The organism is Bradyrhizobium sp. AZCC 1610 (assembly GCF_036924515.1).
GTDB lineage: Bacteria > Pseudomonadota > Alphaproteobacteria > Rhizobiales > Xanthobacteraceae > Bradyrhizobium.
In genome coordinates this window covers 2,348,092-2,362,773 of the sequence record NZ_JAZHRR010000001.1, presented here as the reverse complement: position 1 = coordinate 2,362,773, position 14,682 = coordinate 2,348,092, and the positions used below count along the sequence as shown (strand labels likewise).

General features: G+C 62.5%; 13 protein-coding genes and 1 pseudogene. 8 read left to right on the top strand and 6 right to left on the bottom strand.

Annotated features, from left to right (window positions below; translation table 11 throughout):
• Window positions 1–14: 14 nt before the first annotated feature.
• The gene (gene cysS / locus V1279_RS11255; protein WP_334435406.1) at window positions 15–1,430 is read right to left on the bottom strand and encodes a cysteine--tRNA ligase; all 1,416 of its coding nucleotides are present in this window, start codon (window positions 1,428–1,430) and stop codon (window positions 15–17) included.
• Window positions 1,431–1,734: 304 nt separating this feature from the next.
• Between cysS and V1279_RS11250 the strand changes: the two genes are divergently transcribed.
• Entirely contained in the window at window positions 1,735–2,043 is a 309-nt protein-coding gene (locus V1279_RS11250; protein WP_334435404.1) for a hypothetical protein, read from the top strand.
• A gap of 168 nt (window positions 2,044–2,211) precedes the next feature.
• Window positions 2,212–3,372, top strand: a complete 1,161-nt coding sequence (locus V1279_RS11245) for a DUF2865 domain-containing protein (protein ID WP_334435402.1) — start codon at window positions 2,212–2,214, stop codon at window positions 3,370–3,372.
• 86 nt (window positions 3,373–3,458) lie between these two features.
• Here V1279_RS11245 and V1279_RS11240 read toward each other — a convergent pair whose 3' ends face one another.
• Complete coding sequence (locus V1279_RS11240) at window positions 3,459–4,373, bottom strand: DUF2189 domain-containing protein (RefSeq protein ID WP_334435400.1); 915 nt, start codon at window positions 4,371–4,373, stop codon at window positions 3,459–3,461.
• Window positions 4,374–4,916: 543 nt separating this feature from the next.
• On the opposite strand from V1279_RS11240, the gene V1279_RS11235 reads away from it, so the two are divergent.
• From V1279_RS11235 to V1279_RS11215, 5 genes are all read left to right on the top strand, one after another.
• Window positions 4,917–5,750 carry a cytochrome c oxidase subunit II gene (locus V1279_RS11235; protein WP_334435398.1) on the top strand — a complete coding sequence of 278 codons (834 nt, stop codon included), beginning with the start codon at window positions 4,917–4,919 and terminating at the stop codon, window positions 5,748–5,750.
• Between the two features lie 82 nt (window positions 5,751–5,832).
• Window positions 5,833–7,611 carry a cbb3-type cytochrome c oxidase subunit I gene (locus V1279_RS11230; protein ID WP_334435396.1) on the top strand — a complete coding sequence of 593 codons (1,779 nt, stop codon included), beginning with the start codon at window positions 5,833–5,835 and terminating at the stop codon, window positions 7,609–7,611.
• Window positions 7,608–8,312: a cytochrome c oxidase subunit 3 gene (locus V1279_RS11225; RefSeq protein ID WP_334435393.1), complete on the top strand. Its 705-nt coding sequence runs from the start codon at window positions 7,608–7,610 to the stop codon at window positions 8,310–8,312. The genes V1279_RS11230 and V1279_RS11225 overlap by 4 nt, the downstream gene beginning before the upstream one ends.
• Window positions 8,313–8,323: 11 nt before the next feature.
• Entirely contained in the window at window positions 8,324–9,046 is a 723-nt protein-coding gene (locus tag V1279_RS11220; RefSeq protein WP_334435391.1) for a heme-copper oxidase subunit III family protein, read from the top strand.
• Window positions 9,047–9,055: 9 nt separating this feature from the next.
• A complete protein-coding gene (locus V1279_RS11215; protein WP_334435389.1) occupies window positions 9,056–9,460 on the top strand; it encodes a cytochrome C oxidase subunit IV family protein in 405 nt (134 codons plus the stop codon).
• Between the two features lie 106 nt (window positions 9,461–9,566).
• On the opposite strand, the gene V1279_RS11210 is transcribed toward V1279_RS11215, so the two are convergent.
• The 3 genes from V1279_RS11210 to V1279_RS11200 are packed head-to-tail and all read right to left on the bottom strand — an operon-like array spanning window position 9,567 to window position 13,107.
• Window positions 9,567–11,318, bottom strand: coding sequence for an NAD+ synthase (locus V1279_RS11210; RefSeq protein WP_334435386.1), 1,752 nt, complete (start codon window positions 11,316–11,318; stop codon window positions 9,567–9,569).
• Window positions 11,319–11,363: 45 nt separating this feature from the next.
• On the bottom strand, window positions 11,364–11,717 hold the full coding sequence (locus V1279_RS11205; RefSeq protein ID WP_334435383.1) for a diacylglycerol kinase: 354 nt from the start codon (window positions 11,715–11,717) through the stop codon (window positions 11,364–11,366).
• A gap of 1 nt (window position 11,718) precedes the next feature.
• Entirely contained in the window at window positions 11,719–13,107 is a 1,389-nt protein-coding gene (locus V1279_RS11200; RefSeq protein ID WP_334435380.1) for a class II 3-deoxy-7-phosphoheptulonate synthase, read from the bottom strand.
• Between the two features lie 171 nt (window positions 13,108–13,278).
• Between V1279_RS11200 and V1279_RS11195 the strand changes: the two are divergent.
• Window positions 13,279–14,184: pseudogene (locus V1279_RS11195) on the top strand (alpha/beta hydrolase family protein).
• An 83-nt stretch (window positions 14,185–14,267) separates the two neighbouring features.
• Here the strand turns inward: V1279_RS11195 and V1279_RS11190 are convergent.
• Window positions 14,268–14,624, bottom strand: a complete 357-nt coding sequence (locus V1279_RS11190; RefSeq protein ID WP_334435377.1) for a hypothetical protein — start codon at window positions 14,622–14,624, stop codon at window positions 14,268–14,270.
• Window positions 14,625–14,682: the final 58 nt, after the last annotated feature.

Below are 14,682 nucleotides of genomic sequence, written 5' to 3'. Positions count from 1 at the left end.
ATCGGGACGGGTCATCACGCGATCTCCCATGTGGTCACGGGTTTGCCGTCGGCATCCTTGCCATCCTTGATGGCGACGCCCATCGCGGCAAGCTCGTCCCGGATACGATCGGACTCCTTGAAATCCTTCCGCGCACGCGCCGCCGTGCGGTCCGCAACCAGCCGATCGACCTGTTGCGGATCGATGCCGCTTGCCTGCTGCTTGCGTCCCTTCCATGCGGCACCACTCATCGACAGAAAACCGAGAAGGCGAAGCGAGGCCGCGAACTCACCGCGTTCGCGCTCCCCGCCGGACGCCGCCGCACTGCGCAGGCCGTGCAGCACAGCCATGGCCTGCGCCGTGTTGAGATCGTCATAGAGCGCCTCGATCATCGTCGGCGACGGCTGACCGCCCTCTGCGTCGGCCGCGACCGCGTACCAATCGTCGAGTGTCTTCGCGCTCTCTTCCGCACCCTTCGTGGTCCAGTCGAGCGGCGAGCGGTAGTGCGTCTTGAGCATGCTCAGGCGCAGCACCTCGCCCGGCCAATCGGCCAGCATCTCGCGGATCGTGAAGAAGTTGCCGAGCGACTTCGACATCTTCTCGCTTTCGAGCTGCAGGAAGCCGTTGTGCATCCAGACATTCGCCATGCGGTCGGAATGAAAGGCGCAGCAGGTCTGCGCGAGTTCGTTCTCATGATGCGGAAACACCAGGTCGATGCCGCCGCCATGAATGTCGAATTTCTCGCCAAGATGCTTCCAGGCCATCGCCGAGCATTCGATGTGCCAACCCGGACGTCCTTCCACCTTGATGCCTGATGGCGACGGCCATGACGGCTCGCCCGGCTTCGACGGCTTCCACAGCACGAAGTCGGTGTTGTCGCGCTTGTAGGGGGCGACATCGACGCGGGCGCCCGCGATCATTTCGTCGAGCGAGCGTTTTGACAGCGCGCCATAGCGCGGCATCACGGAATTGGCCTCGTTCATCGCCTGCGGGGAGAACAGCACGTGGTCCTCGGCGACATAGGCAAAGCCGCCGGCCACGAGCTTCTCGATGATCGCCCGCATCTCCGGGATGTGCTCGGTCGCGCGTGGCTGCACCGTCGGGGCCAAGCAGCCGAGCGCGGTGACGTCGTCCTGATATTGCCGATAGGTCTCTTCGGTGACCTTGCGGATCGCCTCGTTCAGCGGCACGCCGGGATAGTCGCGCGCGGCGCGGACGTTGATCTTGTCGTCGACGTCGGTGATGTTGCGGACATACGTCACATGGTCGGCGCCATAGCGATGGCGCAAGACGCGGAACAGCACGTCGAACACGATCGCCGCGCGACCGTTGCCGATATGGGCGAAGTCGTAGACCGTCGGTCCGCAGGCATACATGCGGACGTTGTCGGCATTAAGCGGCACAAATGGCCGCTTCTCCTTCGTCAACGTATCGTAGAGGCGTAATTCCATGGAAAACCCATCCGTTGCGGCCGGGCGTCCAGTGATCTCAGTTTTTGAGAAAAGACGGCCTCAGCCAGCGAATCGCTAGCTAATAATCTCGCGGCAAATGCTGCAGATGGCGAGGAGACCGTTCATGGTTCCACCATTGCGGGATCGAGGGGATGTCGTCAAGGCCTTGCTTGTGCCCGATTTGGGGCCGATCAGGCCGCCGAACCCCCGCCATTCGCTGCCGCCGTTCGGGCTCATGGTTAATCATTATTAACCCTTTGGGCCTATCTGTGCGGGGCGATCCCTTTCCCCTGCCGGTGTCTCCATGCAACTTTCCTCCGCACTCATTGCCAGTGCGTTCCTGCTTGCCGCCTCGGCCGCTTCCGCCGACAGCCGCGTCTTCATCGTGGCCAACCAGGCCGACGGTTACGGCGTCGACCAGTGTCTCGCCAGGGGCGACAAGTGCGGCGCCCATGCCGCCCGCTCCTATTGCCAGTCACGGGAATTTGCACAGGCCATCGCCTACCGCCGCGTCGATCCCGACGAAATCACCGGCGCAGTTCCGAAAGACGGCGGCGATAGATGCTCTGGCCACGGTTGCGGCGAATACGTCGCCATCACCTGCCAGCGCTAAAGGTAATTACTCCGGAGAATCAAGGGCTGGTTGCCACATCTGCGCCCCGGAAACGACGTGACGCTGCCCCGAGAAGCAGGTATTGGATGCGGCCTTGGTTGCAGAACGCCGCCTTGGCCGCGCGATTAAGGCTTTCGAGCCGCGCGGATCAGCTCTCAATGGCCGGATATGCTGGAAATTCGCAACACTCCGCTCTCCCTTCGAATTTTGACCTGCGCCATCCTGCTCGGCATCGCGACCCCGGGCGCGCCCGCTTTGGCGCAGACGAACGACGATGCCATGGCGCAAATGAACCAGGACGCCCCGCCACAGCAGGGCGCGCAGGCCAATCCGATCTGCATCCGGCTCGAAGGACAATTGGCGACCATCGACCGTGGCGCCGGTACCGGCGACCCCGCCAAGGATGAACAGATCCGCCGCTATCAGGAAGCCCAGGCCAAGCAACAGGCCGAACTCGATCGGGTCACGTTGCAGGCCAAGCGCATGGGCTGCGAAAGCTCGGGCTTCTTCTCGCTGTTCAACGGCCGGTCCGCCCAGTGCGGTCCGGTCAACAACCAGATTCAGCAGATGCGCGCCAATCTCGACCAGATCACCACCAGCCTGGAGCGCCTGCGCAGCGGCGGCATCGGCGGCGCCGACCGCGAAAACCAGCGCCGCTCGGTGCTGACGGCGCTCGCGCAGAACAATTGCGGCCCGCAGTATGCCGCTGCCGCGCGCGGTCCCGGCAACTTCATCGACAGTCTGTTCGGCAACAACCAGACGCTGCCGCCGCCCAGCGCCGAACTCGGCCCGCCGTCCGGCACCTTCCGCACCGTCTGCGTCCGCACCTGCGACGGCGGTTATTTCCCGGTGTCGTTCGCCACCTACCAGGCGCGATTCCAGGACGACGAGAGGACCTGCAAGGCACTTTGCCCGGCGACGGAAGCGACGCTGTTCACCTACCGCAATCCTGGCGAGGACATCAACCAGGCGGTCTCGATCAACGGCCAGCCTTACTCGTCGCTGCCCAACGCGTTCAAATTCCGCACCGAGTTCAACGCCTCCTGCGCCTGCAAGGCCGCAGGCCAAACCTGGTCGGAAGCGCTGAAGTCGGTCGACGACAGGGCCGGGGTCGAACAAGGCGACATCATCGTCACCGAGGAGAGCGCGAGGCGGATGCAGCAGCGCGCGCAGAAGGGCGCGACGCCACCGCCCACCGCCAACAAGAAGGGCACCACCGCCGCCGCGCCGCCTGCGACAACGCCGCCGCCCGATACGACCGCCACCGCCAGCGACAAGGACAAGCCGGTCCGCACGGTGGGCCCAACCTTCATCCCGCCGAAGCAGTAGGCGGGCTACCCTCGAACGCTTCGGGCAACGCGGGCGGCAGCGCGATCTCGGGCTCGCAATGCGATGCCCGGGCTCCCATTTCGCGGCTACGGCTCGCGTTCACGACTCCACGGGAAGAGAACGGCCGGGAAATCTGCGGCGTAGCGGTGTCCTTTTCGCAGGTGGGGTTCTTCCTGTGGAGGGTTGGGATTCGGCTCCACCACTTTCCGGTACAGATGCCAGGTGGCATGACCGAGCACCGGCAGAACGACGGCGAGACCGACGAAGAGCGGTATCGAACCGATCACCAGCAGCGCCGCGACAATCAGCCCCCACCCGGCCATCGCAACCGGATTCATCATCACAGCCCGCAGCGACGTCCGGATGGCGTCGATTGCAGTCGCATGGCGGTCGAGCATCAACGGAAACGACACGACACTGACGCACAGCGCCACGACCGCGAACAGAAAACCAACGCCGCAACCGACGATGATGAGCGACCATCCTTCCGGCGTCGTCAGCACGCGCGTTGCGAAATCGGGGATGCTCGCAGCCGGTGCGTGGCCGAAGATTGAAACGTAGATAGCGTTCGCTGCGCCGATCCAGGCTCCGAACAGAACGAGCAGAAGCACGCCGAGTTCGATCATGGCGCCGAAAGCCGGAGCGCGCAGCACGTGAAGCGCTTTCGATACGTGAACTTCCTCGCCGCGCTCGCGGCGGCGGCTGAGCTCGTAGAGCCCAATCGCGGCAAAGGGTCCAAGCAGGGCAAAGCCGGCGGCCAGCGGAAACAGCAACGGCAGTACCGAATAGCCAAGGACCATCCTGAACAGGGCAATACCGAGAACGGGATAAATCACGCACACCACAACCGCGTGACTAGGCATGGCCTTGAAGTCTTCCCAGCCCAGGCGCAGCGCCTCAGTCAGGTCGGATAGTTCGATTTTGCGAACGGGATATGTGGCGGCGTCGCCGAATAGGTGCCGTCCAACCTTTGCGATGTTGTCGGAATACGTAGTGGCCATGAATGCACCCTCCCGTGCTGAAAGCCGCGGCGGCGAAACGGCGCGCTTTCCAGCCACGCGTGTCCGCCCTCATATGCGGGAAACGCGATCGAGCCGAGTACGGCAAACCCAGGTTCCAAGAAGGAGCTTAGCCGGACGAAACTGGTCGCGACCTGCCCAACAAGCTTAGCGCTATGGGACCCAGGCAGCGCTCACGGTTCGGTGAACTGTGCACGTTCACGGTCATTTGGTGCATTGCGTCATCATCAAACGATTGTGCTGGCTGCTGACGCTCGCCAGCTTGCTGGCATCCGCGCAGCGTCCCGACGCTCAAGTGATCTATTGACGCCGGCGCCGACGCGTACCATCCTCACTTCTGACGCCCCAGATCCGATGAAAGCGGTCGCAACGTGTGCTCGGTGCCACGTTTGGATGTCGCGACCGGTCAAAGTGGGCGAGGCTAGACGCACTGCGATGGCGCGTGTGAAGTCGGCCATCGAGACTGGCGTGAGCTCCGCCCTTTAATTCGTCTCCGTTGCCTTTAATGGCAAGAAGGAGCGAGGGATGGTTGTCGCGTTCATACTGCTTCTGGTCGCAGTCGGCTCGGTGCTGTTTCACATCTACAGCCCGTGGTGGTGGACGCCGATCGCCACCAACTGGCGCTACATTGACGACACCATCAACATAACCTTCTGGATCACCGGGGCGGTTTTCTTCGCGGTGATCGCGTTCATGGCCTATTGCGTCTTCCGCTTTCACCACAAGGAAGGAAGACAGGCAGCCTACAATCCCGAAAACAAAAAACTCGAATGGTGGCTCACCATCGGGACTGCGATCGGGGTCGGAGCCATGTTGGCGCCCGGCCTGGTGGTCTGGCATCAGTTCGTCACGGTTCCGGCCGACGCTACCGAGATCGAAGTCATGGGCCAGCAATGGAACTGGAGCTTCCGCCTCCCCGGCAAGGACGGTCGGATGGGCACAACCGATGTTCGCTACGTCAGCTCCGACAACCCTATGGGTTTGAACCCCGACGATCAGCACGGGCAGGACGACGTTGTCATCGCAAGTGACGACTTGCACCTCCCCGTCGGGAAGCCGGTCAAGGTTTTGCTTCGCTCCCTCGATGTCCTGCACGATTTCTATGTGCCCGAGTTCCGCGCCAAGATGGACATGGTCCCGGGCATGGTCACCTATTTCTGGATGACCCCGATCCGAGCCGGAACGTTTGATGTTCTCTGCGCCGAGTTGTGCGGCGCAGCGCACGCGCAGATGCGCGCCAAGGTTTTCGTCGACGAAGAGAGCGACTATCGGGCCTGGCTGGAGAAGCAGAAGACGTTTGCGGAATTGTCAGGCCGAAGCGCCGTTAAGAGGGCGACGTACGAATCCGGCGGCAAATAAGAAATGCTGCTGCGAAGATGGATTGGGCGCGCAAGACCCTCTCATCGCGCCCTGATGGAAGAAACGACCGGGAGGTAAGTCGATGGTCGATGTCCCGTATGATAGAATCGCAGACGTTCCGCCTGCCGAAGTGCCGGAGGTTGAGCTCTATCACCCCAAGAGCTGGTGGACGCACTATGTCTTTTCGCAGGACGCCAAAGTCATCGCCATCCAGTACTCGCTGACGGCGACGGCAATCGGGCTGGTGGCTTTGGTGCTGTCGTGGCTGATGCGGCTGCAACTGGGATTTCCCGGCACATTCTCCTTCATTGATGCGAACCAGTACCTTCAGTTCATCACCATGCACGGCATGATCATGGTGATCTACCTGCTCACGGCGTTGTTCCTTGGAGGCTTCGGCAACTACCTGATCCCGCTGATGGTCGGCGCCCGGGACATGGTTTTCCCCTATGTGAACATGCTGAGCTACTGGGTCTACCTGCTCGCGGTCATCGTGCTGGCGGCGGCCTTCTTCGTGCCCGGCGGGCCCACCGGCGCCGGCTGGACGTTGTACCCGCCGCAGGCGATTCTCTCCGGCACCCCCGGGCAGGATTGGGGCATCATTCTCATGCTGTCCTCGCTGATCCTGTTCATCATCGGCTTCACCATGGGCGGGCTGAATTACGTGGTGACCGTGCTGCAGGCGCGCACGCGCGGCATGACGTTGATGCGCATGCCCCTGACGGTGTGGGGCATCTTCACGGCTACCGTGATGGCGCTATTGGCCTTCCCGGCGCTGTTCGTCGCCTCCGTCATGATGCTGTTCGACCGTGTTCTGGGAACCAGCTTCTTCATGCCGGCCCTCGTCGAGATGGGGCAGCAGATGAAGTATGGCGGCGGCAGCCCGATCCTGTTCCAGCACCTGTTCTGGTTCTTCGGCCATCCTGAGGTCTATATCGTCGCACTTCCGGCCTTCGGCATCGTTTCCGATCTGATCAGCACCCATGCGCGAAAGAACATCTTCGGCTATCGCATGATGGTGTGGGCGATCGTGGCGATCGGCGCGCTCAGCTTCATCGTATGGGCGCACCACATGTATGTGAGCGGCATGCACCCGAGTTTCGGGTTCTTCTTCGCCACCACGACGCTCATCATCGCGATCCCGACCGCCATCAAGGTCTACAACTGGGTGCTGACCCTGTGGCGCGGTGACATCCATCTCACCGTCCCGATGCTGTTCGCCCTCGGCTTCATCATCACGTTCGTGAACGGCGGGCTCACCGGCCTCTTCCTCGGCAACGTCGTCGTCGACGTCCCGCTTTCGGATACCATGTTCGTCGTCGCGCATTTCCATATGGTGATGGGCGTAGCGCCGATCATGGTTGTGCTGGGCGCGATCTATCATTGGTACCCCAAGGTCACGGGACGGATGCTGGATGACTGGATGGGCAAGTTCCACTTCTGGGTGACGTTCCTCGGTGCCTACCTGATCTTCTTTCCCATGCATTACCTTGGGCTGCTCGGAGTTCCGCGCCGCTATCACGAGATCGGCGAAGTGGCATTCATCCCGCCATCGGCCCAGACGCTCAATGCCTTCATCACCGTGGTGGCATTGATGGTCGGCTTCGCCCAGATGGTGTTCCTGTTCAATCTTGTCTGGAGCTATTTCAAGGGCAGGCCCTCGGGTGGAAATCCATGGCGGGCGACAACACTGGAGTGGCAGACGCCGGAGACCCCGCCCGGGCACGGCAACTGGGGCAAGGAGCTCCCGGTGGTCTACCGCTGGGCATATGACTACAGCGTGCCGGGCGCTGCCCAGGACTTCATTCCGCAGAACCAGCCGCCGCGACCGACACAGGCCGTTCAGGAAGCTGCGCCATGAGCGCCATCATCCTGTTTATGGCGGTGATAGCGGTCATCGTCGGATGGTGGCTCTCGCAGCAACGGCTGACAGCCAAACCCTGGTTGGAAGAAGGTCCGATCGATCGCTTCCCGGGCACGGGAGCAATGACCTTTCCGGCAGCGAAGATCGGACTGGGAGTGTTTCTCGCGGTCGCCAGTTCGTTGTTCGCACTTTTCATGAGCGCTTATTCCATGCGCATGAACATGGTGGACTGGCGGGCGCTGCCCGTGCCGGGGCTGCTATGGTTCAACACCGGCGTCCTGGTCGTGAGCAGCGTCGCGCTGCAATGGGCATACGTGGCCGCGCGCCGAAACAACATGGACGGTGTAATCGTCGGCCTGTGCGCAGGGGGAGCGTCTGCCGTAACATTCCTGATTGGGCAATTGCTGGCGTGGCAACAGCTGAGGGCGGCGGGCTATTTCGTCGCGTCCAATCCAGCCAATTCCTTCTTCTACATGATCACCGCGGCGCACGGGCTGCATCTGATCGGCGGTTTGGTGGCCCTGGGCAGAACGACTGCCAAGGTGTGGCGTGGCGCTGAGATGCCCCAGGTGCGCCTGAGCGTGGAACTCTGCACGATCTACTGGCATTTCCTGCTGTTGGTCTGGCTGGTTTTGCTTGGTCTGTTGACGGGCTGGACAGACGATTTCGTCGACATCTGTCGCCGGCTGCTCAGCTAGGGAGAGACCAGATGGCAGAGACGGCGCTGACAAACTCTGAAAAATCGCCTGCGCAGACCGCCGGCTGGAAGGGCATCGCCGCCGACTGGTCCTCGGATCAGCGCGCTTTCAAGAACGTCTCCTGGGGGAAGGCCATGATGTGGATCTTCCTCCTGAGCGACACCTTTATCTTCAGCTGTTTCCTGCTGTCCTACATGACTGCGCGAATGTCCACGACCGTGCCGTGGCCGAATCCGAGTGAGGTATTCGCTCTCACAATTGGCGGGCATCATATCCCCCTCATCCTGATCGCCATCATGACCTTCGTCCTGATCAGCAGCAGCGGGACCATGGCGATGGCCGTCAATTTCGGTTACCGCCGTGATCGCACCAAGACCGCGGTATTGATGCTGGTCACAGCGGCACTTGGCGCAACCTTCGTCGGAATGCAGGCCTTCGAATGGACCAAGCTGATCCAGGAGGGCGTACGGCCCTGGGAAAACCCGTGGGGAGCGGCGCAGTTCGGCTCCAGCTTTTTCATGATCACGGGCTTTCACGGCACCCACGTTACATTCGGCGTGATTTTCCTGGTCGCTATCGCACGAAAGGTTTGGCGCGGAGATTTCGATCACGGGCGCCGCGGCTTCTTCACGAGCAGGAAGGGGAATTACGAGATCGTCGAAATAATGGGCCTGTACTGGCACTTCGTCGATCTTGTGTGGGTTTTCATCTTTGCCTTCTTTTATCTGTGGTGAGGTCAGCGCATGGTAGACGCAGCGGTACATCTAGAACGACAACAACCTTCGTTACACATGCCTGTGCATGAAGCACACGTATCAGGAGCCGTGCACGCAGAGGGGCAGCAGCATCCGATCAAGCTCTATCTCGTGGTCTGGGGATGGCTGTTCGTCCTCAGCACCTTCTCTTATCTCGTCGACTACTTCGGCTTACACGGCTATCTCAGATGGTCGCTGATCCTGCTGTTCATGGTGTTGAAGGCCGGCTTGATCGTCGCCGTCTTCATGCACATGGCCTGGGAGCGGCTGGCGCTCGCCTATGCCATCCTGCTGCCTCCTGTGCTGGTGCTGGTGTTCGTGGCCATCATGGTGTTCGAATCCGAGTACACGCACCTCATACGGGTCCTGTTCTTTGCTGCGTCGCCGACCTAGAGCTCTTTCCGTTTCGATGGAATCGAAACGGGGCTCTAGTTTCTTTTTTGACGCGTTTTCGCTAGGTTAGACCAGGGCGCGATGACTTAAACGTGCGCCTTAGAGTTTATCCGTCAAATACGTCCGCCGACGCGCGGCCGACGCGCGCAACCAGCTTCTCGTCGGGCGCGGGCAGCGCCTTGCCATTGTCGCGGAAGCGGTTGGTGATGGGATAGCGGCGGTCGCGGCCAAAGTTCTTTTCCGTCACCTTGACGCCCGGCGCCGCCTGCCGCCGCTTGTATTCGGCGACATTGAGCAGCCGATCGATCCGTGTCACCACGTCGGCCGGGAAGCCGGCCGCGATGATCGTGGCGAGCGGCTCCTCGCGCTCGACCAGCCGCTCCAGGATGCCGTCGAGCATTTCATAGGGCGGCAGCGAATCCTGGTCGGTCTGGTCCTCGCGCAACTCTGCGGTCGGCGGCCGGGTGATGATGTTGACCGGAATCACCTCGCCGGATGGCCCGAGCGCGCCGTCCGGCTTCCATTCGTTGCGCAGGCTCGACAGGCGGAACACTTCGGTTTTGTAGATGTCCTTGATCGGATTGAAGCCGCCGTTCATGTCGCCATAGATGGTGGCGTAGCCGACCGACATTTCCGACTTGTTACCGGTCGTGACCACCATCGCGCCGGTCTTGTTCGAGATCGCCATCAACAGCGTGCCGCGGGTGCGCGCCTGCAAATTCTCTTCGGTGATATCGCGCGGCAGCCCGGCGAAGGGTTTTGACAGGATCTTTTCGAATCCATTCACGGCGTCTGCGATCGGCAGCACCTCGTAGGGAAAGCCGAGCGCTTTCGCGAGCTTGGCGGCATCGTCGAGCGATACTTGCGCGGTAAATCGAAACGGCAGCATCACGCCGCGAACCTGGTCGGCGCCGAGCGCATCGACCGCGATCGCCGCACACAGCGCGGAGTCGATGCCGCCGGAGACGCCGAGCAGCACGCCCGGAAACCCGTTCTTTCGGACGTAATCGCGCAGGCCCAGCACGCAGGCCGCGTAATCGGCCTTGTCGCCCTCGACCAGCGGCACGACGGGCCCGGAGCAGCGCCAGCCGTCGGCGCTTTTGGTCCAGCGCAGCGTGGTGATGTTTTCCTCGAAGGCGGGCAGCTGCGCCGCGACCGAAAGATCGGCGTTGAGCGCGAAGGAAGCGCCGTCGAACACCAGTTCGTCCTGTCCGCCGATCTGGTTGAGATAGACCAGCGGCAAGCCGCTCTCGGTGACGCGGGCGACCGCGATCGACAGCCGGAGATCGTTCTTGTCGCGCGCGTAGGGCGAACCGTTCGGCACCACCAGGATTTCCGCGCCGGTCTCGGCGAGACACTCGACGATGTTTTCGTATTCTTCTGATTCTTCGAGCCAGATGTCCTCGCAGATGGGAACGCCGACCCGGACGCCGTTGACGGTCACCGGCCCCGCGGCGGGACCGCGGGCGAACAGGCGCTTCTCGTCGAACACACCGTAATTCGGCAGATTCGCCTTGAAGCGAAGGGCTGATATGCGGCCCTGATCGAGCAGCGCGCAGGCATTGTAGAGCTTGCCGTCTTCGACCCAGGGCGTGCCGATCAGGATCGCCGGGCCCCCGCCCGCCGTCTCGCGCGCCAGCTCCTCGACCGCGCCGCGGCAGGCCGCCTGGAACGCGGGCTTCAGCACCAGGTCTTCCGGTGGATAGCCGCAAATGAACAATTCCGGCAGCACGACGAGGTCGGCGCCATCGGCTTTCGCCCTCTCGCGCGCCACCCGCGCCTTGGCGGCGTTGCCCGTGACGTCGCCGACCGTCGGGTTCAATTGCGCCAGCGTGATCGTAAAGGTGGGTTCGGTCATGGGAGCAATGGTGCCTCGCACAAGAGCAAACTGCAATTGCTCGCTTTAGATCGCGCCTATGCGTTCGGCGAGGGCAAACAGCCAGAACACCCCGGCCATCAGCAGCGCGACGCCGACCGCCGCCGAACCCATGTCCTTGACCCGCCCGATCTGCGGATCGTGGTCGGTGGTGAGCCGGTCGGCGAGTTTCTCGATCGCGGTATTGAGCAACTCGACCACCAGAACAAAAGCGACGGCCGCGACAAGTTCCACGCGGCGCATGACCGTAGCGCCGACCAGCCAGGCCAGCGGCACTGAAAGCGCCAGCGCGAAAATTTCCTCGCGAACGGCCTGCTCCGAGCGGATCGCAAAGGCGAGCCCGTTACGCGTGTTGATGGTAGCCCGCCAGAGTCGCAGCAAGTCAGAGTCCCGCTGCAGCCGGCATCGGCTTTTCCTTGCCCGCGCGTTCCTGCTTGAGCAGTTCGGCGATCAGGAAGGCCATGTCGATCGATTGTTCGGCATTGAGGCGGGGATCGCAGACCGTGTGATAGCGGTCGTTGAGGTCCTCGTCGGTGATAGCACGCGCGCCGCCGATGCATTCGGTGACGTCTTGCCCGGTCATTTCCAGATGCACGCCGCCGGCATGCGTCCCCTCCGCCGCATGGATGGCGAAGAACGACTTCACCTCCGACAGCACCCGGTCGAACGGACGGGTCTTGTAGCCCGAGTTCGAGGTGATGGTGTTGCCGTGCATGGGATCGCAGGACCAGACCACGACGCGCCCTTCCCGCTGCACGGCCCGAATCAGCGGCGCGAGGTGGTCGCCGACCTTGTCGGAGCCGAAGCGGTTGATCAGCGTCAGGCGTCCGGGCTCGTTGTCCGGGTTGAGGATGTCGATCAGCTTCAATAGCTCATCCGGCTTCAGCGAGGGACCGCATTTCAGGCCGATCGGGTTCTTGATGCCGCGGAAATACTCGACATGGCCGTGGTCGAGCTGGCGGGTGCGGTCGCCGATCCAGATCATGTGGCCGGAGGTCGCGTACCAGTCGCCGGTGGTGGAATCGATCCGGGTGAAGGCCTGCTCGTAACCCAGCAGCAGCGCCTCGTGGCTGGTGTAGAAATCGGTGGCGCGCAGTTCGGGATGGCTTTCGAGATCCAGCCCACAGGCGCGCATGAAATTCAGCGCGTCCGAAATGCGGTCCGCCAGTTCCTTGTAGCGGCGCGACTGCGGGGAATCCTTGAGGAAGCCGAGCATCCACTGGTGCACGCTGCCGAGATTGGCAAAACCGCCGGTCGCGAACGCGCGGAGCAAGTTGAGCGTTGCCGCCGACTGCCGGTACGCCATCAGCTGGCGCTGCGGATCGGGGATCCGCGACTCCGCTGTGAAGGCGATGTCGTTGACGATGTCGCCGCGGTAGCTCGGCAGCTCGACACCGTTGATCTTTTCCGTGTTCGACGAACGCGGCTTGGCGAACTGCCCGGCGATGCGGCCGACCTTCACCACCGGCAGCGCGCCGGCATAGGTCAGCACAACCGCCATCTGCAGCAGCACGCGGAAAAAGTCGCGGATGTTGTTGGCGCCATGCTCGGCAAAGCTCTCGGCGCAATCGCCGCCCTGCAGCAGGAAGGCTTCGCCCGCGGCGACGCGCGCCAGCGCCTTTTTCAGGTTGCGGGCCTCGCCGGCAAACACCAGCGGCGGAAACGTGGCGAGCTGCGCCTCGACATCGGCCAATGCCTTGGCATCGGGATAATCGGGGACCTGCAGCACCGGCCTGGTGCGCCAGCTATCGGGCGTCCACCGCTCGGACATGACGTTAACTCCTGAGCAAAAACCGCTACTTACAAGCGATTGTGAAGGCCGGGTTATACACAGGCCTTCGGCCGACCGCCAGTTAGATTTCCGGTAGTCCTGACAAGCCCTTGCGGCAAAAGCCGATTTCGCTTCTGTTAATAGCCGCTCGCAACCTGAGGAGAAGAAGCAGTGGCCGAGCCGGGGCTGGACGACGTATTTAGCGACGATATCACGGTGCCCGCGACGGATGGATATCCCCTTGCCGCGACGCTGTTTCTGCCCCGCGGGGCCAAGCGCCATGCGGTCCTGATCAATTCGGCGACCGCAGTGCCTCGCAAGCTCTACCGGAGCTTTGCCGGCTATCTCGCCAGGCGCGGCTGCGCGGTTCTCACCTACGACTACCGCGGCACCGGCGACTCCAGGCAGCGGGGCGCTGACCGGCTACAACCAGCCGAAATCGCTGGTCGGCTTCAAGGCCTCGATGTCGGACTGGGCCGCACAAGATATTACGGCGACAGTCGCCTGGATGCGGCGAGCGCTACAAGGCGCTCCCCTTCGCCTATGTCGGACATTCGTTCGGCGGCCAGGCGCTCGGTCTGTTGCCGAACAATTCGGAGATTTCGCGCGCGCTGTTCATTGCAGCCCAGGCCGGCTACTGGAAACTGATGACGGCGCCGGAGCGCTACCGCGTCTACGCGATGCTGAATTTTGTCGGCCTCCCGCTCACCCGCGCGCTCGGCTACATGCCGGGCAAGGCCGGCCTCGGCATGGACCTGCCGAAGGATGCGTTCCTGCAATGGGTCGGCTGGGTGATGAGTCCGCGCTATCTGTTCGACGACGCCAGGCTCGACGCCGTGCGGAATTTTCCGAAATACCAGGGCGCGTTGCGCGCTCTGCATGTCCGACGATCCCTGGGCGACGCGGCCCGCGGTCGAATTGCTGTGCTCGGGATTTACCTCGATCAAGCCAGAGATCGTTACGGTGACGCCGGCGGATACCGGCGCGAGCAGGATCGGGCACATGGGATTCTTCAAGCCCGAACATCGCGACACGCTGTGGCGTGGGGCGGCGGAGTGGATCGAGGCGGGGGGATAGCCTTCCTCGCGCGCCGCTGGTTGTTGTCGTCATTGCGAGCCACGGCTCGCAATGACGGTGGATATAGTTGCGGCCGCTGCTCACTACACGCGTCGGAATGCGATCGCGCGGGCGAGTGATCGGGCTCGCGTACGAACCGCGCCGCCATCGTTGCCGCTATGAACGATCCACTGGCCGTCAGGTGTTTGTCCCGTGATGATCCCGACGTGATGCGGCCAGACAACCACCACGCCGATTCCGGGGCCGCCGGCATTCATGCCTTCGCTCGCCCAGGAGCGTGCGAGCGCAAGGCGACGGTCCGGTTTGCCAAGATATTTGCTTAAGTAACTGCCGCACCAGCCGTGCGCCCGGTGACCGTGATGCCGGTGTTGGGGGCGCGCCTCTGCCTGGGTGGAAAAGGCGAACAGGAACGTCGACGCGACAAGGAGGGGCTTTAGCATGGATGACTCCACGAAACGCTGATGGTGGGGAAGGTACAAACGCGCCCCCAACAGCGCT